This is a genomic window from Paracoccus sp. NIOT.M2S5SZ12 (genome assembly GCF_057748165.1).
The window spans coordinates 320,846-339,015 of the sequence record NZ_JBYLFR010000001.1; the positions used below are offsets into that span (position 1 = coordinate 320,846).

Sequence of the window (18,170 nt, forward strand, 5' to 3'; positions counted from 1 at the left end):
GTCTGGGCGGAGAGCGCCGGGGCTCTGCCCCGGACCCCGGGATATTTTCATGAAGAAGAAGGGGTTTCTGGTGAGGCTCTACTCCATGCCGTCTTCGGGCAACAGCTACAAGGTGCGGCTGCTGTTGGCCCTGCTGGGCCGCGATTGCGCGATGATCGACGTCGAATATGGCAGCCCCGCGCTGGAGGCGGCGCATCGGGAGGGGCGGCTGCCCTTGGGCAAGGCGCCCGTGCTGGAACTGCCGGATGGGCGGTTGCTGCCCGAATCGAACGCGATCCTGTGCTGGCTGGGCAAAGGGACGCGGTTCTGGCCCACGGATGCGGTGGCGCGGGCCGAGATGCTGGCCTGGATGTTCTGGGAGCAGAACCAGCATGAGGGCGTGATCGCCGTGCGCGCCGCGCTGGCCTCCTATCCGCATCGGGCCGCGGATGCCACGCCCGAGCGGATGGCCGCGCTCCTGGAGGCAGGGCATCGGCTGCTGGGCCGGATGGAGGGGCATCTGGCCGGGCGCGACTGGCTGGTGGGCGATGCGGTCAGCCTGGCCGACATCTGCCTTTATGCCTATACCCATACGGCGGGCAGCCGGGGCGGGTTCGACATGGCGCGGTTCCCGGCGGTCACGGCCTGGCTGGACCGGGTCGCGGCGCTGCCGGGGGCTGTGGGGCTGGATGCCTGAGCTGTTCGCCTGGACCGACGGCGCCTGCAGCGGCAATCCCGGCCCCGGGGGCTGGGGCGTGCTGATGCGCGCGCTGGACGGCGCCACCGTGGTCAAGGAGCGCGAGCTGCAGGGCGGCGAGGCGCAGACCACCAACAACCGCATGGAGCTGATGGCCGCGATCAGCGCGCTGGAGACGCTGACGCGTCCCAGCCAGATCGTGATCGTGACGGACAGCAACTACGTCAAGAACGGCGTGACCCAGTGGATCCACGGCTGGAAGCGCAACGGCTGGAAGACCGCGGACAAGAAGCCCGTCAAGAATGTCGAACTGTGGCAGCGGTTGGATGCCGCGCAGGCGACGCATGACGTCGAGTGGCGCTGGATCAAGGGCCATGCGGGACATGCCGAGAACGAGCGCGCCGACGAGCTGGCCCGTGCGGGGATGGCGCCCTTCAAATGACGCTGGATGCGCTGGTCACGGTGCTGGATTACGGCTCGGTGCTGATCTTTGCGCTGACCGGGGCGCTGGTGGCCAGCCGGGCGCAGCTGGACCCGGTGGGCTTCGTCTTCATGGCGGCGCTGACGGCGGTGGGGGGCGGGACGCTGCGCGACCTGATCCTGAACCGCGAGGCGGTGTTCTGGGTCGCCAACCCGTCCTATGTGCTGCTGGCGGCGGGGGCGGCGCTGACCGTGTTCTGGACCGCGCATCTCTTGGAGAGCCGCCAGCGCTGGCTCGTCTGGCTGGACAGCGTGGCCTTGGCCGTGGCGGTGGCCGCAGGCGCGGGTGTCGCGATGGAGGGCGGGTTCGGCCCGGTCATCGTGGTCATCATGGGCATCGCCACCGGCACATTCGGCGGGCTGATGCGCGATGTCGTGGGCAACGAGGTGCCGCTGGTCTTCAAGCAGGGCGAGCTGTATCTGACCGCGGCCTTTGGCGGTGCGGTGGCGGCGGTGGCGCTGGACGGGCTGGGCGTCGCGCGGGCCGAGGCGCTGATCGCGGGGGCGGTCGTGGTCTGGGTGCTGCGCGCGGGCAGCCTGGCCTTCGGCTGGCGGCTGCCGCTCTACAAGCCGCGACCGCCGCGGCGCTAGCGCAGCACCGGTGGCCCCGCGCGGCCCGCGTCGATGTTCTGCACCCCGGCGCGCAGCCCCTGGCCGATGCGATGCGCCAGCTGCGACCAGGCCCGCGCCGACCAGGGCGGCAGGGTGCGGCGCAAAGCTTCATCGAACAGCGCCAGCCAGATCTCGAAATGCTCGGGGCGGACGTTGCCCGCGGACAAATGCGCGCGCATCGGGCTGCCGTTGTAGCCCGCCTTGTGCAGGATCGCGCCCTTCCAGAAGGCCGCGATGCGATCCTCATGCGCGGGCCAGTCGCCGACATGTTCGGCAAAGATCGGGGCCAGCACCTCGTGGCGGCGCACGGCGCCATAGAAGACCGCGACCACGCGGGAGATCTCGGCTTCGGTGATGTCGAAACGGGGGTCCATCCGTCGCATCTGGGACAGGGGCCGCCTGGTTGCAAGGGGCCGCGTGCCGCCGTAAGGAAGGCGACCCGGTCGCAGCCCACCCGGACAAAACAGGAGCATCCCATGGCCCATTACACCGACGCGCTGACCCAGCTGGGCAGCGCCACCCCCCTGCCGCAGCACCCCGACGAGGCCGTGCTGGAGCGGGTCCCCAACCCCCAGCCCGGCCAGACCTATGCCGTGCGCTTCACCCAGCCCGAATTCACCAGCCTGTGCCCGCTGACCGGCCAGCCCGATTTCGCGCATCTGGTGATCGACTATGTCCCCGGCGACTGGCTGGTCGAATCGAAATCGCTGAAGCTGTTTTTGGGCAGTTTCCGCAACCACGGCGCCTTTCATGAGGATTGCACCGTGGGCATCGGCCGCCGCATCGCCGACCTGCTGGAGCCGCAATGGCTGCGCATCGGCGGCTACTGGTATCCGCGCGGCGGCATGCCCATCGACGTGTTCTGGCAGACGGGGGCCGCACCGGCGGGCCTGTGGCTGCCCGATCAGGGCGTGCCGACCTATCGCGGTCGCGGCTAGCCCCGCCAGGACCTGAGCGCCAGCAGGCCCGCGTCGATCACATCGCCCAAGCGCGCCAGCAGATGTTCGGGGGCCGGGGCGTCGTGGTCGTCGGCCCCGTCCAGCCGGGCCAGCATCCACGACAGGCGGCGGCGGTGGAGGCCGGTCCAAGCCTGCACCGGGTCCGCCACCAGCCCCGCGAAGGTCGTGACCAGCGACCCGGCCACGGCCACTATCACCCCGGTCGCGATGACATAGAACGGCGACAGTTCGACCGGAAAGGCCCAATACCAGGCCCGTCCCAAGGTGTCGCCCAAGGCGAAATCCCGCACCGCCGCGCCATGGGCGCGCAGTTCGGCAAAGGGCCCGGCCAGAGAGATCAGCCCCGGCGTCGCGCGCTGGAACAGCAGGATGCCGGTCGCCAGCACAATCAGCGAGGTGGTGATCTCGGCCACGGCGTTGCGGGTCTCGACATGGGCGCGGATGGCGCGGGCGATGCGGTCGGGCGGGGCGTCGGGGGCCAGGCCCTGCGCCCGCAGATCGGCCATCAGCGCGGTCAGGTCGGCCGCGATCACCCGCGACATGTCCGACGGCAGGAACACCCGCCGCCCGCGCAGCCAGGCCCCGGCACGGCGCGCGCCAAGCCGCCCCGCGGCCCAGCCCAGCCCGGCCAGGATCAGCGCCACGGGCGCCAGCATCACGTTCAGCGGCGCGCGCAGCAGGTCCGCGCCAAGCGCGTGCCGATGCAGCGCCAGCGTCCCCCGCAGCCCGTATCGGCGCGCGACGAAGCGGCGCAGCGTGGCCTCGCGCCGGGTGGCGGGAGTGGTCAGGGGGGCGGGGCGCGGGTCCATGGCACGCAGTCTAGCGGCGCGGCCCGGACCGCGCCAGCTTCGCCGCTTGCAGCCATGGGCGGCGGTTCCTATAGAGGGCGGATGGATTTTGCGGCGTTCGGATCTCGAATTAGCAGCCCGGCGGTGTGAGGTTTCATACCGCCGGGTCAGCCTTGTCCGAACCTCTCTTGAAGGAACGCCCCGATGGCCGACGCCACGACGCCCACCGCCCCCGATTACCGCGACACCGTGTTTCTGCCCCAGACCGAATTCCCGATGCGCGCGGGCCTGCCTGCGCGCGAACCCGAATGGCTGGCGCGGTGGGCGCGGATCGGCGTCTATGACCGGCTGCGCTCCAGCGCGGCGGGGCGCAAGCCCTTCGTGCTGCATGACGGCCCGCCCTATGCCAACGGGCATCTGCATATCGGCCACGCGCTGAACAAGACGATCAAGGACATCGTGGTGCGGTCGCATCAGATGATGGGCTTCGATGCGCGCTATGTGCCGGGCTGGGACTGCCACGGCCTGCCCATCGAATGGAAGATCGAGGAGAAGTACCGCAAGGAGGGCCGTGACAAGGACGCGGTCGACATGGTCGAGTTCCGCCAGGAATGCCGCCGTTTCGCCGACGAATGGGTCGACATCCAGCGCGAGGAGTTCAAGCGCCTGGGCGTGACCGGGGCCTGGGACCGGCCCTATCTGACGATGGATTACCACGCCGAGGCCGTCATCGCGGCCGAGTTCATGAAGCTGGTGATGAACGGCTCGCTCTATCAGGGGTCAAAGCCGGTGATGTGGTCTCCGGTTGAGAAGACCGCGCTGGCCGAGGCCGAGGTCGAGTATCACGACCATACCAGCCACACGATCTGGGTGCGGTTCCGTCCGTTGGGCGCCGCGGCTGCGACATGGGTCGGTACAGAAGCGCCAAATGACCCGGAGACACTCGAAGCTGATCTGAGGGCACTCCTTGGCGCAAGTTTTGTAATCTGGACAACCACGCCATGGACTATCCCCCAAAACCGGGCGGTCGCCTACAATCCAACCATCTCTTACAGCATCTACGAAGTGGAAGCCGTTGCGGATAACGCAACGGCTGTTGCGGGTGAGAAAATTATTCTCGCAGATGCACTCGCTGAATCCGTTATGGCAGCTGCGAAAGTCACGGAATTTAGAAAGTTAATGGCCGTTCCGGCTGACCGCATGAGGCACATGACGTTAGCTCACCCGCTTCGTGGTGTGGAGGGTGGAAACGGGGAATGGGATTACCCCGTCCACATGCTGCCCGGCGATCATGTCACCGACGAGGCCGGCACAGGCTTCGTCCACACCGCGCCCAGCCATGGCGATGACGATTATCAGCTGGGCCTGCGCTTCAATCTGGAAATGACCTATAACGTCGAACCCGACGGCAGCTATCGCCGCGACCTGCCGATCTTCGGCGGCGAGGCGATCATCGCGCCGGACGGCAAGGACGGCCCCGCCAATGTCAGCGTCATCAAGCAGCTGGCCTGGGCGGGGGCGCTGCTGGCCAAGGGCAAGATCAAGCACTCCTACCCCCACAGCTGGCGGTCCAAGGCGCCGCTGATCTATCGCAACACGCCGCAATGGTTCGCGGCCATCGACAAGCCGCTGGATGACGGCATGGGTGCGCATGGCGACACGATCCGCACGCGGGCGCTGACCAGCATCGACACGCTGGTCAAGTGGTGGCCCCAGACCGGGCGCAACCGCATCCATTCCATGGTCGAGAACCGCCCCGATTGGGTCCTGTCGCGCCAGCGGGCTTGGGGCGTGCCGCTGACCTGCTTCGTCAGGAAGGGGGCGAAGCCCACCGATGACGATTTCCTGCTGCGCGATGCGCGGCTGAACGAGCGCATCGTCGCGGCCTTCGAGGCGGAGGGCGCGGATGTCTGGTACAGCGCGGGCTTCAAGACGCGCATGCTGGACGGGATCGCGGACCCCGAGGCCTATGAGCAGGTCATGGACGTGCTGGACGTGTGGTTCGATTCAGGCTCGACCCATGCCTTCGTGCTGCGCGACCGCGAGGATGGCGCGCCGGACGGCATCGCCGACGTCTATCTGGAAGGCACCGACCAGCATCGCGGCTGGTTCCAGTCCTCGCTGCTGCAGGCGTCGGCGACCAAGGGCCGCGCGCCCTATCGCAACGTGGTCACGCATGGCTTCACGCTGGACGAGAAGGGCATGAAGATGTCCAAGTCGCTTGGCAACACCATCGTGCCCGCCAAGGTGATCGAGCAGTACGGCGCCGATATCCTGCGCCTGTGGGTGGCGCAGGCCGACTACACCGCCGACCAGCGGATCGGCCCCGAGATCCTGAAGGGCACCGCCGACAGCTATCGCCGGCTGCGCAACACGCTGCGTTTCCTGCTGGGCGCGCTGGCGGGGTTCGAGGAGGCCGAGCGCATCCAGCCCGCGCAGATGCCCGAACTGGAGCAATGGGTGCTGCACCGGCTGGCGCAGCTGGATCACCAGGTCCGCAAGGGCTATGCCGCCTTCGATTTCCAGGGCGTGTTCCAGACGCTGTTCCAGTTCTGCACCGTCGATCTGTCGGCCTTCTATTTCGACGTGCGCAAGGACGCGCTGTACTGTGACGCGGCGGACAGCCCGCGGCGGCGTGCGGCGCGGACGGTGCTGGATCTGCTGTTCCACCGGCTGGTGACCTGGCTGGCGCCGATCCTGCCCTTCACCATGGAGGATGTCTGGCTGTCGCGCTTCCCGTCCGAGGATGACAGCGTGCATCTGCATGATTTCGCGGCCACCCCCGCGGATTGGCTGAACGAACCGCTGGCCGCGAAATGGGAGCATGTCCGCCGCGCCCGCCGCGTGGTGACCGCCGCGCTGGAGGTCAAGCGGAGCGACAAGACCATCGGCGCCAGCCTGGAGGCCGCGCCGGTCGTCCATGTCGAGGATGCGGAGATGCTGGCCGCGCTGCAATCGGTGGCCTTCGCGGATGTCTGCATCACCTCGGACCTGGTGCTGACCCGCGATCCGGTCCCGACCGAGGCCTTCCGCATGGCCGAGGCGCCGGGCATCGGCGTGGTCTTCGAGATGGCCGAGGGCGAGAAATGCCAGCGCTGCTGGAAAATCCTGCCCGATGTGGGCAGCCACAGGCATCCCGGCACCTGCGCGCGCTGCGACGCGGTCCTGGGATGAACGACGACGACCTGCGCGGGGCCATCCTTGCGCAGGTCGCCCGGCTGCGTCCGGGCACGACCTGCTGCCCCAGCCAGGTGGCGCGCGATCTGGCCGCGGAGTGGCGGCCGCTGACGGCACCGCTGCGGCGCGTGGCGCTGGAGTTGGCGGCGGAGGGGCGCATCGCGGTCACGCAGCGCGGACGCCCGGCCGGGGCGGACCCGCGCGGGCCGTTCCGCCTGGCGTCGCCCTCAGCCTAGACCAGCCACCAGCCCCGCGCCTTGAGCTGATTGCGGATCATCCGCTCCGGCGCGTCGGGGCGGTCGGCGAAGATCGGGCGGACCTTCTGGCGGCCCTTCTCCTGATAGATCAGCTTGCGCGCGGGTTCCCACTCGCGCAGCACGCGCTTGATCTCGCGCGGGGCGACGGCGGCCTCCAGCGCGGCGATGGCCGCGTCGGAATGCTGCGCATAGAGCAGGGGCAGCTTGCGGTAATGGCAGGTGACGTCGCCGTCCAGCCCGTCCAGGTCCTGCCCCGGACGCCCCCCGCCCAGGCTGGCGATGACGACCGGCAGCACGACCTGATCCAGCCACGGCTCCATGACCTGGCAGGCCAGCTCGTCCTGCGGATCGTCGCGCAGCGCCAGCGCCCAGTCCAGAAGTCGCCGCCCGAACAGCACCGGATCGGCCCCGAAGAACCAGCCCGCGTTGAAGTAGAGATAGCGTTCCCAGTGTTCATCGGGCTGCGACAGGTCCAGCGTGGCGTCGAAGCCCACGCCGAATCGGTCGTAGATCGAGCGCCAGATATCCGCGTAGCCCGGCCCGTAGAGCGGCGGCTTGGGCCAGGTGCCCTCCCGGCGCATCGAGGCGGACGGGCGGTCGAAATCGAAGCGCACCCGGTCCAGCGGCCCGGTGATCAGCGTGTCCGTGTCCAGAAACATGAACGGTTTGCCCGCAGGCAGGACCGACAGGGCCTCGATCTTGTTGCCCTGGGGATAGGAGGCGCCGAAATGGCGCGCGGTGAACGGCACGATCATGGCGCCGAAATCGGTCAGCAGTTGGCGGCACGGGTCCGATATGGCCGTGTCATGCCCGCTCCAGGCGCCGTCGGGGGTGGGTTCGGCGATGAACACCATGCCTGTGAAGTCCGGGGCATGCGCGCGCAGGCTGGCCATGAAGATCACGGCCTCGAACTCCAGCCGTCCGGCCTGGGCGACGATTAGCAGATTGGGCTGCGTAAGTTTCCTGGGGGGCACCCGACATCCTTTGCGGAACGTGATCGGGTTCAGCCTAGCGGTTGTGCGGGGACAGCAAAAGCCCCACCGCAGGGATGGTCCTTGCCACCACTTGATCATCCGGAATGTCGGGAAAGTGGTGGGCGACCCTGGAATCGAACCAGGCGTGGGTCTCCCCGGCGGAGTTACAGTCCGCTGCCGCACCTTGCAGCACGTCGCCCGCCGATCGCTTTCGGCGTGCGGGGTGATTAGCCGCCCCGTCGGGGGGCGTCAAGCGGATTTCCGGGGCTTGCGCGATGCGCGCCCTGCGCGCAGAGAAGGATCCACAAGGAAAGGAGGCCGCGCATGTCCGAGAAGAGCGGAAACGCCAAGAAGCCCACATGGGTCATCGACAAGGAACGCGCCCGCCGCGCGGCCGCCGCCGAGACGGTCTGGCTGTTCGGCCTGCACGCTGTGCGCGACGCGCTGGCCAATCCCGCGCGCCAGAAGCTGCGGCTGGTCGTGACGCAGAACGCGCTGGCGCGGCTTGGCGAGTTGCACGGGATGGAGCCCGAGATCACCGATCCGCGCATCTTCGACAAGGCCGTGGGCCTGGCCGCAGAAAGCGTCCATCAGGGCGCCGCGCTGGAGGTCAAGCCGCTGAAATGGGGCAGCCTGTCGGAGGTCGCGCTGCGCGAGGCGCCCGGCGAGACGCGGCCGCTGCTGGTCGCACTGGACCGGGTGACCGATCCGCACAACGTGGGCGCGATCCTGCGCTCGGCCGAGGTGTTCGGCGCGCGCGCGGTCATCGCCCCGCACCGCCATTCCGCGCCCGAGACCGGCGCCCTGGCCAAGACCGCGTCGGGCGCGCTGGAGCGCCAGCCCTATCTGCGCGTGCCGAACCTGGCCGAGGCGCTGACGCAGCTGAAGAACATGGGCTTCATCCTGGTGGGCCTGGACGGGACCGGCACCGAATCGCTGCCCGACGTGATGGGCGCGCTGTCGGGCCGCGCGGTCTGCCTGGTCATGGGGGCCGAGGGGCCGGGCATGCGCGAGCTGACGATGAAGCTGTGCGACCATGTGGCGCGCATCCCCTTCGCGGCGGATTTCGGGTCGCTGAACGTGTCGAATGCGGCGGCGGTGGCGCTTTACGCGGCGGGGCGTGCCTGAATATCACATCCCTGCGACGCTTTTGCCGCGCGTGTTGAGATTCGGGTGCCGGCCTGTCAATTAGGTCCAATCCCGGCATGCCCCAACCCACGGAATCGCCATGCGCGCCCTTGCCCTGTCCCTGCTGTTCGTCCTTGGCGCCACATGGCCGGGCCATGCGCAGGAATGGGCGGTGGGCGGCTTCGATCCGGTGGGCTATGCGCAGGCGGGGCGCCCGACGCCGGGCCGCAGCGACATCGCCACGATGTGGAAGGGCCAGCTGTGGCATTTCGCGTCGGAGGAGAACCGGGCGCGGTTCGAGGCCGACCCCCGCGCCTATGCGCCCGCGCTGAACGGCATGTGCCCGGTGTCCATCGTGGACGGGCGGCCGCAGCCCGGCGACCCGCGGTTCTTCGCCCGGGTGGGCGGGCGGCTCTACCTGCTGGAATCGGGCCGGGCCGAGCGGCGGCTGCGTCAGGATGCCGAGGGAATCGTCCGGGCCGCCCGCGAGATCTGGCGTCGTTGACGAAAGAATCACGAATCCGTGAGGCGGCTGGAACTTTCCCGGGGTGATGCCCATTTCCATCACATGGCATGACCCCGGAACGGTCATGTCAAGATCACTGTCCCTCGTTCCGCGACTTGCGCCCGGCCATCCCCGATGGACCGGGCGCTTTTTCTGTGACAGGCTTCAACCCGAAGCTGCAGGCACAGGGAGCAGGACCATGGACATGCAGATCGACGAGGATCGCGACATCGCCCGCATCGCGCGGGAGACCCGCGTGGTGGCGATGGTGGGGCTGTCGCCCAACGAGGCACGGCCGTCCTGGGGCGTCGCGCGCTATCTGCAGTCGCAGGGCATCCGGGTGATTCCCGTCAATCCGGGCCATGCCGGCGGCACCATCCTGGACGAGCCGGTCTATGCGACCCTGTCCGACATTCCGGGCGACGCGGGCGTGCAGATGGTCGACATCTTCCGCCGGTCCGACGCGGTGGGCGCAGTGGTCGACGAGGCCTTGGACCGGCTGCCCGATCTGGGCGTCATCTGGACGCAGATGGGCGTGCGCGACGATGCGGCGGCCGACCGCGCCCGCGCGCGCGGCGTGACGGTCATCCAGGACCGCTGCCCGAAGATCGAGTTTCCGCGCTTTCTGTGAGGGGTGCGGGGCAGGGCGGTTATCTGCTTGACGCCCGCGCGCCTGCGCCGTAATCAGGCCCGACCTCAGGGGTATAGCTCAGTTGGTAGAGCATCGGTCTCCAAAACCGAGGGTCGTGGGTTCGAGTCCCCCTGCCCCTGCCAGGTCCTTCCGCCATTCGCGACCTGCGCCGTTCAGGGTTGAAGTGCCCCGCACGCGGCGCTAGACCCGGCATCGCATCTGCCCAAGGAGCCGCCCGTGGCCAATCCCGTCCAGTTCATCAATCAGGTCCGTGCCGAGGCCGCAAAGATCTCTTGGCCGACGCGGCGCGAGGTGATCACCACCACCATCATGGTGCTGATCTTCGCCTCGATCACCAGCCTGTTCTTCTTCCTGGTCGATCTGGCGATCCGCACCGGCCTGACCCAGGGCCTGCGCCTGATCAGCGGCTGATCGGGGCTTGCAATTTCCGGGCCGGGGCGGTATCTGCCCCCGACTGTCCGGGACACGGCGTGCATCGAATCCGCATGCGCGCCGATTTCGATTTTCGCGGACATGATGGAATTCAACGGGTTGGCGCGGTTCCCGCGTGATTCCCGGCAAGAGCAGCAGGGGTCGATCGAGACATGGCAAAGCGTTGGTATTCGGTCAGCGTCCTGTCGAACTTCGAGAAGAAGGTCGCAGAGGCGATTCGCCAGGCCGTCGCCGAGAAGGGTCTCGAGGATCACATCGACGAGGTCCTGGTGCCCACCGAGGAAGTGATCGAGATCCGCCGCGGCAAGAAGGTGACCTCCGAGCGTCGCTTCATGCCCGGCTATGTGCTGGTCCACATGGAGATGTCGGACCGCACCTATCACCTGGTCAACTCGATCAACCGCGTCACCGGCTTCCTGGGCGCGCAGGGCAAGCCCATGCCCATGCGCGACGACGAGGTGAACGCGATGCTGCACCGCACCGGCGACGGCGAGCCCGCCGCGCCGCGCAGCCTGATCCGCTTCGACGTGGGCGAGAAGGTCAGCGTGACCGACGGCCCGTTCGAGGGCTTCTCGGGCATGGTCGAGGAGATCGACGAGATCTCGTCGCGCATCAAGGTGACGGTCTCGATCTTCGGCCGGCCGACGCCGGTGGAGCTGGAATTCACGCAGGTCTCCAAGACCGCGTGATGCAACTGCGGGAGGCCGCCAGGCCGCACCGCTAAGTCGGCCCCGCATCCCGGGGCGTGATGATAAGGAGAAGGCCAGATGGCCAAGAAAGTTGTCGGCAGCCTCAAGCTGCAAATCAAGGCGGGTCAGGCGAACCCGTCGCCCCCCGTCGGCCCGGCCCTGGGTCAGCGCGGGATCAACATCATGGCGTTCTGCAAAGAGTTCAACGCCAAGACCCAGGAGATGGAGCAGGGTTCGCCCGTGCCCGTCGTCATCACTTATTACGCCGACAAGTCGTTCACCTTCGAGACGAAGACGCCCCCGGCGTCCTTCCTGCTTAAGAAGGCGGCCGGCCTGAAGCCGGTGGGCAAGCGCAACCGCGCCAAGGGTTCGGAAAAGCCGGGCCGTGCCACCGCCGGCACCGTGACGGTCAAGCAAATCCGCGAGATCGCCGAGACCAAGATGAAGGACCTGTCCGCGAACGACATCGACGCCGCGATGAAGATCATCGTCGGCTCGGCCCGTTCGATCGGTATCGAGGTGAGGGGCTGATCATGGCGAAACTGTCGAAGAAGAAAGCCGCCGCCCGCGCCGCCTTCGAGGGTAAGGCGAACCTGACCGTCGAGGACGCGATCAAGCTGGTCAAGTCGGCCGCGACCGCGAAGTTCGACGAGACCGTCGAGATCGCGCTGAACCTGGGCGTCGACCCGCGTCACGCCGACCAGATGGTCCGCGGCGTGGTGACCCTGCCCGCAGGCACCGGCAAGGATGTCCGCGTCGCTGTCTTCGCCCGCGGCCCCAAGGCTGACGAGGCGAAGGCCGCAGGCGCCGAGATCGTCGGCGCCGAGGACCTGATGGAGACCATCCAGTCCGGCAAGATCGAGTTCGACCGTTGCATCGCGACGCCGGACATGATGCCGCTGGTCGGCCGTCTGGGCAAGATCCTGGGCCCGCGCAACCTCATGCCGAACCCCAAGGTCGGCACGGTGACGATGGACGTCAAGGCCGCCGTCGAGGCCGCCAAGGGCGGTGAGGTCCAGTTCAAGGCCGAGAAGGCGGGCGTCGTCCATGCCGGCATCGGCAAGGTCTCGTTCGACGAGGACAAGCTGGCCCAGAACCTGCGCGCCTTCGTCGAGGCCGTGACCCGCGCCAAGCCGACGGGTGCCAAGGGCACCTACATGAAGAAGGTCTCGATCAGCTCGACCATGGGTCCGGGCGTGTCGGTGGACGTCGTTTCGGCGACCGCCAGCTGAGACCGTGAGATTTCCCCGTCCGGAAGGACGGGGGATGGCGGGGCCGCGCGCGGCCCCGTCCTGTCCGAGACGGAGGGTGCGGAGCGATCCGCTTAATGTCCTTCCTGAGATGGGGAAGCGTTTTTCCGAAGGTCCCGACCTTCGGGTGATCTTGCCCTAACGGACCCGACCCGGCCGCGCAGGCCGGGAAAAGTGAGAGCCGGGGGGATACCCCCCTACTTGGAGTGAAACCGTGGATAGAGCACAGAAAGAGCAGCTGGTCGAAGAGCTCGGCCAGATCTTCGAAAGCTCTGGCGTCGTGGTGGTTGCCCACTACGAGGGAATGACGGTTGCACATATGCAGGACCTCCGCGCGCGCATGCGCGAAGCGGGTGGTTCGGTTCGCGTTGCCAAGAACAAGCTCGCCAAGATCGCCCTGGACGGGAAGCCTTGCGCAAGCATCGCCGACTTTCTGACGGGCATGACCGTGATCACCTATTCGGAGGATCCGACCGCAGCTGCGCGGATCGCCGACAAGTACGCCAAGGACAACGACAAGTTCGTGATCCTGGGCGGTGCAATGGGTGATCAGGCTCTGGATCCGGCCGGTGTGAAAGCCGTCGCCTCGATGCCGTCGCGTGATGAGCTGATTGCTCAGATCGTGTCGTGCCTCGGTGCGCCCGCCTCCAACATCGCCGGTGCCATTGGCGCGCCTGCCTCCAACATCGCGAGCATCCTCACGACCCTCGAGGAACGTGAGGCTGCGTAAGCAACCCTTTCCCGACCGGTGGTTGAAGACCCGACGTCGGAACATTAACTGGAAAGAACGGAAAAATGGCTGATCTGAAGAAACTCGCCGAAGAAATCGTGGGCCTGACCCTGCTGGAAGCCCAGGAACTGAAGACCATCCTGAAGGATGAGTACGGCATCGAGCCCGCCGCCGGCGGCGCCGTCATGATGGCTGGCCCGGCTGCTGCCGCGGAAGCCGCCGAAGAGAAGACCGAGTTCGACGTCGTCCTGGTTGACGCCGGCGCCAACAAGATCAACGTGATCAAGGAAGTGCGCGGCATCACCGGTCTGGGCCTGAAGGAAGCCAAGGACTTGGTCGAAGCCGGTGGCAAGGTCAAGGAAGGCGCGTCCAAGGCCGACGCCGACGAGATCAAGAAGAAGCTGGAAGCAGCTGGCGCCAAGGTCGACCTGAAGTAATCGACCCTTTGGTGGATTGACAGAAGGCAGGGTCCGGGGTTTCCCGGTCCCTGCCGAACCTGTCTTGAAGGGCTGTCCTGCATGGACCATCCTTCAGGGCATGTTCGAGGTTCGGGAGCCGCGCGGTGGGACGCGTGGCACGAATGGAACCTCACCCCTGCATTCGTAGGCGCGTTCCGGGGGCCCCGACTCGGCCGCGCGCGAAGACGAAAGGTGACAAGACCCCATGGCGCAAGCTTATGTCGGCCAGAAGCGGATCCGCCGCTATTACGGCAACATCCGTGAAGTTCTGGAGATGCCGAACCTGATCGAGGTTCAGAAATCCTCCTACGACCTGTTCCTGAACTCGGGCGACGGCACCGGGCACAACGACGGCGAAGGCATCCAGGGCGTCTTCCAGTCGGTCTTCCCGATCAAGGACTTCAACGAGACGGCGACGCTGGAATTCGTCAAGTACGAGCTGGAGCGGCCGAAATACGACGTGGACGAGTGCCAGCAGCGCGACATGACCTATGCCGCGCCGCTGAAGGTCACCCTGCGTCTGATCGTGTTCGATGTCGACGAGAACACCGGGGCGAAATCCGTCAAGGACATCAAGGAACAGGACGTCTTCATGGGCGACATGCCCCTGATGACGACGAACGGCACGTTCATCGTGAACGGCACCGAGCGCGTGGTCGTCAGCCAGATGCACCGCAGCCCGGGCGTGTTCTTCGACCATGACCGGGGCAAGACCCATTCCTCGGGCAAGCTGCTGTTCGCCTGCCGCATCATTCCCTATCGCGGCTCGTGGCTGGACTTCGAGTTCGACGCCAAGGACCTGGTGTTCGCGCGCATCGACCGCCGCCGCAAGCTGCCCGTGACGACCCTGCTCTATGCCCTGGGCATGGACCAGGAGGCGATCATGGACGCCTTCTACGAGACCGTGACCTACACCCTGCGCCGCGAGGGGCGCGAGCAGGGCTGGGTCACGCGCTTCTTCCCCGAGCGCGTGCGCGGCACCCGTCCCGCCTTCGACTTGGTGAACGCCGATACCGGCGAGGTCATCACCAAGGCCGGCGAGAAGGTCACCCCGCGTCTGGTCAAGAAGCTGCTGGAATCGGACGGCCCGCTGAACCTCTACGTCCCGTTCGAGCGGATCGTCGGACGCTTCGTCGCCAAGGACATCGTCAACGACCAGACCGGCTTCATCTATGCCGAGGCCGGCGACGAGATCACCGCCGAGTACAACAAGGAGGGCGACCTGTCGGGCGGCCTTCTGAAGGTGCTGCTGGACAACGACATCACCGACGTTCCGGTGCTGGACATCGACCATGTCAACGTGGGTCCCTACATCCGCAACACCATGGCGGCCGACAAGAACATGGGCCGCGAAGGCGCGCTGATGGACATCTACCGGGTCATGCGCCCGGGCGAGCCGCCCACCGTCGAGGCCGCGTCGAACCTGTTCAACTCGCTGTTCTTCGACAGCGAGCGTTACGACCTGTCCGCCGTGGGGCGGGTCAAGATGAACATGCGCCTGGACCTGGACGCGCCCGACACGCAGCGCACGCTGCGCCATGACGACATCGTGGCCTGCATCCGCGGCCTGGTGGAGCTGCGCGACGGCAAGGGCGAGATCGACGACATCGACCACCTCGGCAACCGCCGGGTGCGTTCGGTCGGCGAGCTGATGGAGAACCAGTACCGCGTGGGCCTGCTGCGCATGGAGCGCGCCATCCGCGAGCGCATGTCCGGCGTCGAGATCGACACCGTCATGCCGCAGGACCTGATCAACGCCAAGCCCGCGGCGGCGGCGGTGCGCGAGTTCTTCGGCTCCAGCCAGCTGTCGCAGTTCATGGACCAGACCAACCCGCTGTCCGAAGTGACGCACAAGCGTCGCCTGTCGGCCCTGGGGCCGGGCGGTCTGACGCGCGAGCGCGCGGGCTTCGAGGTTCGCGACGTCCATCCGACCCACTATGGCCGGATGTGCCCGATCGAGACGCCGGAAGGCCAGAACATCGGCCTGATCAACAGCCTCGCGACCTTCGCGCGGGTGAACAAGTACGGCTTCATCGAGACCCCCTACCGCAAGGTCATCGAGGGCAAGGTCACCGACGACGTGGTCTACATGTCCGCGACCGAGGAGATGCGCCACACCGTCGCCCAGGCCAACGCGACGCTGGACGCCGAGGGCAACTTCGTCGACGAGCTGATCTCGACCCGCCAGTCGGGCGACTTCATGCTGAACCCGGTGGATGCGATCGACCTGATCGACGTGTCGCCCAAGCAGCTGGTCTCGGTCGCGGCGGCCCTGATCCCGTTCCTTGAGAACGACGACGCCAACCGCGCGCTGATGGGCTCGAACATGCAGCGTCAGGCGGTTCCGCTGCTGCGGGCCGAGGCGCCCTTCGTCGGCACCGGCATGGAGGCGACCGTGGCCCGCGATTCCGGCGCGGCCATCATGGCGCGCCGCGGCGGCGTCATCGACCAGGTCGATGCGCAGCGGATCGTCGTGCGCGCCACCGAGGATCTGGGTGCGGGCGATGCGGGCGTGGACATCTATCGCCTGCGCAAGTTCAAGCGTTCGAACCAGTCCTCGACCATCAACCAGCGTCCGCTGGTCAAGGTGGGCGAGAAGGTCGTGGCCAACCAGGTCATCGCGGACGGTCCCTCGACCGACCAGGGCGAGCTGGCCATCGGCCGGAACGTGGTCGTGGCCTTCATGCCGTGGAACGGCTACAACTACGAGGACTCGATCCTGATCTCCGAGCGGATCCACCGCGACGACGTGTTCACCTCGATCCATATCGACGAATACGAGGTGGCGGCCCGCGACACCAAGCTGGGGCCCGAGGAGATCACCCGCGACATCCCGAACGTGGGCGAAGAGGCGCTGCGCAACCTGGATGAGGCCGGCATCGTCTATATCGGCGCCGAGGTCGGGCCGGGCGACATCCTGGTGGGCAAGATCACCCCCAAGGGCGAAAGCCCGATGACGCCCGAGGAGAAGCTGCTGCGCGCCATCTTCGGCGAGAAGGCCAGCGACGTGCGCGACACCTCGCTGCGTCTGCCGCCGGGGGCCTACGGCACGATCGTCGAGGTGCGGGTGTTCAACCGCCACGGCGTCGACAAGGACGAGCGTGCGCTGCAGATCGAGCGCGAGGAAGTCGAGCGCCTGGCGCGCGACCGCGACGACGAGCAGGCGATCCTGGACCGCAACATCTATGCGCGTCTGAAGTCGCTGATCCTGGGCAAGACCGCGCTGAAGGGCCCCAAGGGGATCAAGGCCAACACGGAGATCACCGAGGAGCTGCTGGGCACCATGTCGCGTGGCCAGTGGTGGCAGTTGGCCGTGTCCGAGGAGGACGTCGCGAAGGAGGTCGAGGCCCTCAACGGCCAGTACGACACCCAGAAGAAGCTGCTGGAGGCGCGTTTCGAGGACAAGGTCGAGAAGGTCCGTCAGGGCGACGACCTGCCGCCGGGCGTGATGAAGATGGTCAAGGTCTTCGTCGCCGTGAAGCGAAAGCTGCAGGCGGGCGACAAGATGGCCGGCCGTCACGGCAACAAGGGTGTCGTGTCCAAGGTCGTCCCGATGGAGGACATGCCGTTCCTGGCGGACGGCACCCCCGTCGATCTGGTTCTGAACCCCCTGGGCGTGCCTTCGCGCATGAACGTGGGTCAGATCCTGGAGACCCACATGGGTTGGGCCAGCCGCGCCCTGGGCCTCAAGATCGACGAGGCGCTGGAGGAGTATCGCCGCAACGGCGACATGACTCCGGTCCGCGAGGCGATGCGCATCGGGTATGGCGACGAGCTGTATTCCGAGATGTTCGACGGCCTGGACGACGAGACCCTGCGCGAGCATGCGGGCACCGTCCGCACGGGCGTGCCGATCGCGACGCCGGTCTTCGACGGCGCCAAGGAGGCCGACGTGAACGACGCGCTGACGCGTGCCGGTTTTGACACCTCGGGCCAGTCGGTGGTCTTCGATGGCCGCACGGGCGAGCAGTTCGCCCGCAAGGTCACCGTGGGGATGAAGTATGTCCTGAAGCTGCACCACCTGGTCGACGACAAGATGCACGCGCGTTCCACGGGTCCGTACTCGCTGGTCACGCAGCAGCCCCTGGGCGGCAAGGCCCAGTTCGGCGGCCAGCGTCTTGGCGAGATGGAGGTCTGGGCACTGGAAGCCTATGGCGCGGCCTACACGCTGCAGGAAATGCTGACCGTCAAGTCGGACGACGTCGCCGGCCGCACGAAGGTCTACGAGTCCATCGTCAAGGGCGAGGACAACTTCGAGGCGGGCGTGCCGGAATCGTTCAACGTGCTGGTCAAGGAGGTCCGGGGTCTGGGCCTCAACATGGAACTCCTGGATGCGGACGAGGAGGAGTGAGGGGGCGACCCCTCACCACCCCTTCCCCCGTGCCCTTCATTAGGAATTGAGA

19 protein-coding genes and 2 tRNA genes are annotated in these 18,170 nt (G+C 67.2%); 17 read left to right on the plus strand and 4 right to left on the minus strand.

Annotated elements, in window-relative coordinates; all coding sequences use genetic code 11:
* Positions 1 to 49: 49 nt before the first annotated feature.
* From AC2SGK_RS01635 to AC2SGK_RS01645, 3 genes are read left to right on the plus strand one after another with little or no spacing between them, the layout of a single operon-like run.
* Positions 50 to 676: a glutathione S-transferase family protein gene (locus AC2SGK_RS01635; RefSeq protein WP_488321853.1), complete on the plus strand. Its 627-nt coding sequence runs from the start codon at positions 50 to 52 to the stop codon at positions 674 to 676.
* Positions 669 to 1,118 carry a ribonuclease HI gene (gene rnhA / locus AC2SGK_RS01640; RefSeq protein ID WP_488321854.1) on the plus strand — a complete coding sequence of 150 codons (450 nt, stop codon included), beginning with the start codon at positions 669 to 671 and terminating at the stop codon, positions 1,116 to 1,118. Before AC2SGK_RS01635 ends, rnhA begins: the two co-directional genes overlap by 8 nt.
* On the plus strand, positions 1,115 to 1,747 hold the full coding sequence (locus AC2SGK_RS01645; protein ID WP_488321855.1) for a trimeric intracellular cation channel family protein: 633 nt from the start codon (positions 1,115 to 1,117) through the stop codon (positions 1,745 to 1,747). The genes rnhA and AC2SGK_RS01645 overlap by 4 nt, the downstream gene beginning before the upstream one ends.
* Here AC2SGK_RS01645 and AC2SGK_RS01650 read toward each other — a convergent pair.
* Complete coding sequence (locus tag AC2SGK_RS01650) at positions 1,744 to 2,142, minus strand: group III truncated hemoglobin (protein WP_488321856.1); 399 nt, start codon at positions 2,140 to 2,142, stop codon at positions 1,744 to 1,746. The genes AC2SGK_RS01645 and AC2SGK_RS01650 overlap by 4 nt on opposite strands.
* Positions 2,143 to 2,244: 102 nt before the next feature.
* Between AC2SGK_RS01650 and queF the strand changes: the two genes are divergently transcribed.
* Positions 2,245 to 2,706, plus strand: coding sequence for a preQ(1) synthase (gene queF / locus AC2SGK_RS01655; protein WP_488321857.1), 462 nt, complete (start codon positions 2,245 to 2,247; stop codon positions 2,704 to 2,706).
* Here queF and AC2SGK_RS01660 read toward each other — a convergent pair.
* A complete protein-coding gene (locus AC2SGK_RS01660) occupies positions 2,703 to 3,536 on the minus strand; it encodes a DUF6635 family protein (protein ID WP_488321858.1) in 834 nt (277 codons plus the stop codon). The genes queF and AC2SGK_RS01660 overlap by 4 nt on opposite strands.
* 183 nt (positions 3,537 to 3,719) lie before the next feature.
* On the opposite strand from AC2SGK_RS01660, the gene ileS reads away from it, so the two are divergent.
* A complete protein-coding gene (ileS, locus tag AC2SGK_RS01665) occupies positions 3,720 to 6,689 on the plus strand; it encodes an isoleucine--tRNA ligase (protein WP_488321859.1) in 2,970 nt (989 codons plus the stop codon).
* A complete protein-coding gene (locus tag AC2SGK_RS01670) occupies positions 6,686 to 6,928 on the plus strand; it encodes a DUF3253 domain-containing protein (RefSeq protein WP_488321860.1) in 243 nt (80 codons plus the stop codon). Before ileS ends, AC2SGK_RS01670 begins: the two co-directional genes overlap by 4 nt.
* Here the strand turns inward: AC2SGK_RS01670 and AC2SGK_RS01675 are convergent.
* Both AC2SGK_RS01675 and AC2SGK_RS01680 read right to left on the minus strand, forming a co-directional pair.
* The gene (locus tag AC2SGK_RS01675; protein ID WP_488321861.1) at positions 6,925 to 7,923 is read right to left on the minus strand and encodes a hypothetical protein; all 999 of its coding nucleotides are present in this window, start codon (positions 7,921 to 7,923) and stop codon (positions 6,925 to 6,927) included. The genes AC2SGK_RS01670 and AC2SGK_RS01675 overlap by 4 nt on opposite strands.
* Positions 7,924 to 8,039: 116 nt before the next feature.
* Positions 8,040 to 8,123, minus strand: a tRNA-Tyr gene (locus AC2SGK_RS01680).
* Between the two features lie 124 nt (positions 8,124 to 8,247).
* Here AC2SGK_RS01680 and rlmB point away from each other — a divergent pair.
* The 11 genes from rlmB to rpoB all read left to right on the plus strand — a co-directional run bounded on the left by rlmB (position 8,248) and on the right by rpoB (position 18,118).
* Positions 8,248 to 9,051, plus strand: a complete 804-nt coding sequence (gene rlmB / locus AC2SGK_RS01685) for a 23S rRNA (guanosine(2251)-2'-O)-methyltransferase RlmB (RefSeq protein WP_488321862.1) — start codon at positions 8,248 to 8,250, stop codon at positions 9,049 to 9,051.
* Between the two features lie 100 nt (positions 9,052 to 9,151).
* Positions 9,152 to 9,556, plus strand: coding sequence for a YHS domain-containing (seleno)protein (locus tag AC2SGK_RS01690; protein ID WP_488321863.1), 405 nt, complete (start codon positions 9,152 to 9,154; stop codon positions 9,554 to 9,556).
* A 199-nt stretch (positions 9,557 to 9,755) separates the two neighbouring features.
* On the plus strand, positions 9,756 to 10,187 hold the full coding sequence (locus AC2SGK_RS01695) for a CoA-binding protein (RefSeq protein ID WP_488321864.1): 432 nt from the start codon (positions 9,756 to 9,758) through the stop codon (positions 10,185 to 10,187).
* A 67-nt stretch (positions 10,188 to 10,254) separates the two neighbouring features.
* Positions 10,255 to 10,330 (plus strand) — tRNA-Trp (locus AC2SGK_RS01700).
* A 94-nt stretch (positions 10,331 to 10,424) separates the two neighbouring features.
* Entirely contained in the window at positions 10,425 to 10,619 is a 195-nt protein-coding gene (secE, locus tag AC2SGK_RS01705) for a preprotein translocase subunit SecE (protein WP_136886885.1), read from the plus strand.
* Between the two features lie 173 nt (positions 10,620 to 10,792).
* Entirely contained in the window at positions 10,793 to 11,329 is a 537-nt protein-coding gene (gene nusG, locus AC2SGK_RS01710) for a transcription termination/antitermination protein NusG (protein WP_488321865.1), read from the plus strand.
* A gap of 78 nt (positions 11,330 to 11,407) precedes the next feature.
* Positions 11,408 to 11,860 carry a 50S ribosomal protein L11 gene (rplK, locus tag AC2SGK_RS01715; protein ID WP_488321866.1) on the plus strand — a complete coding sequence of 151 codons (453 nt, stop codon included), beginning with the start codon at positions 11,408 to 11,410 and terminating at the stop codon, positions 11,858 to 11,860.
* Positions 11,861 to 11,862: 2 nt separating this feature from the next.
* A complete protein-coding gene (gene rplA, locus AC2SGK_RS01720; RefSeq protein WP_488321867.1) occupies positions 11,863 to 12,561 on the plus strand; it encodes a 50S ribosomal protein L1 in 699 nt (232 codons plus the stop codon).
* A gap of 232 nt (positions 12,562 to 12,793) precedes the next feature.
* Positions 12,794 to 13,309 carry a 50S ribosomal protein L10 gene (rplJ, locus tag AC2SGK_RS01725; protein WP_488321868.1) on the plus strand — a complete coding sequence of 172 codons (516 nt, stop codon included), beginning with the start codon at positions 12,794 to 12,796 and terminating at the stop codon, positions 13,307 to 13,309.
* A gap of 65 nt (positions 13,310 to 13,374) precedes the next feature.
* Positions 13,375 to 13,746 (plus strand): 50S ribosomal protein L7/L12, encoded by a 372-nt coding sequence (gene rplL / locus AC2SGK_RS01730; RefSeq protein ID WP_411838620.1) that lies wholly within the window; start codon positions 13,375 to 13,377, stop codon positions 13,744 to 13,746.
* A 226-nt stretch (positions 13,747 to 13,972) separates the two neighbouring features.
* On the plus strand, positions 13,973 to 18,118 hold the full coding sequence (rpoB, locus tag AC2SGK_RS01735) for a DNA-directed RNA polymerase subunit beta (RefSeq protein WP_488321869.1): 4,146 nt from the start codon (positions 13,973 to 13,975) through the stop codon (positions 18,116 to 18,118).
* The last annotated feature ends 52 nt before the right edge of the window (positions 18,119 to 18,170 follow it).

Coding starts and splice junctions, on each gene's coding strand:
- AC2SGK_RS01635 (WP_488321853.1), top strand. CDS start 50: ATGAAGAAGAAGGGGTTTCTGGTGAGGCTCTACTCCATGCCGTCTTCG.
- rnhA (WP_488321854.1), top strand. CDS start 669: ATGCCTGAGCTGTTCGCCTGGACCGACGGCGCCTGCAGCGGCAATCCC.
- AC2SGK_RS01645 (WP_488321855.1), top strand. CDS start 1,115: ATGACGCTGGATGCGCTGGTCACGGTGCTGGATTACGGCTCGGTGCTG.
- AC2SGK_RS01650 (WP_488321856.1), bottom strand. CDS start 2,142: ATGGACCCCCGTTTCGACATCACCGAAGCCGAGATCTCCCGCGTGGTC.
- queF (WP_488321857.1), top strand. CDS start 2,245: ATGGCCCATTACACCGACGCGCTGACCCAGCTGGGCAGCGCCACCCCC.
- AC2SGK_RS01660 (WP_488321858.1), bottom strand. CDS start 3,536: ATGGACCCGCGCCCCGCCCCCCTGACCACTCCCGCCACCCGGCGCGAG.
- ileS (WP_488321859.1), top strand. CDS start 3,720: ATGGCCGACGCCACGACGCCCACCGCCCCCGATTACCGCGACACCGTG.
- AC2SGK_RS01670 (WP_488321860.1), top strand. CDS start 6,686: ATGAACGACGACGACCTGCGCGGGGCCATCCTTGCGCAGGTCGCCCGG.
- rlmB (WP_488321862.1), top strand. CDS start 8,248: ATGTCCGAGAAGAGCGGAAACGCCAAGAAGCCCACATGGGTCATCGAC.
- AC2SGK_RS01690 (WP_488321863.1), top strand. CDS start 9,152: ATGCGCGCCCTTGCCCTGTCCCTGCTGTTCGTCCTTGGCGCCACATGG.
- AC2SGK_RS01695 (WP_488321864.1), top strand. CDS start 9,756: ATGGACATGCAGATCGACGAGGATCGCGACATCGCCCGCATCGCGCGG.
- nusG (WP_488321865.1), top strand. CDS start 10,793: ATGGCAAAGCGTTGGTATTCGGTCAGCGTCCTGTCGAACTTCGAGAAG.
- rplK (WP_488321866.1), top strand. CDS start 11,408: ATGGCCAAGAAAGTTGTCGGCAGCCTCAAGCTGCAAATCAAGGCGGGT.
- rplA (WP_488321867.1), top strand. CDS start 11,863: ATGGCGAAACTGTCGAAGAAGAAAGCCGCCGCCCGCGCCGCCTTCGAG.
- rplL (WP_411838620.1), top strand. CDS start 13,375: ATGGCTGATCTGAAGAAACTCGCCGAAGAAATCGTGGGCCTGACCCTG.
- rpoB (WP_488321869.1), top strand. CDS start 13,973: ATGGCGCAAGCTTATGTCGGCCAGAAGCGGATCCGCCGCTATTACGGC.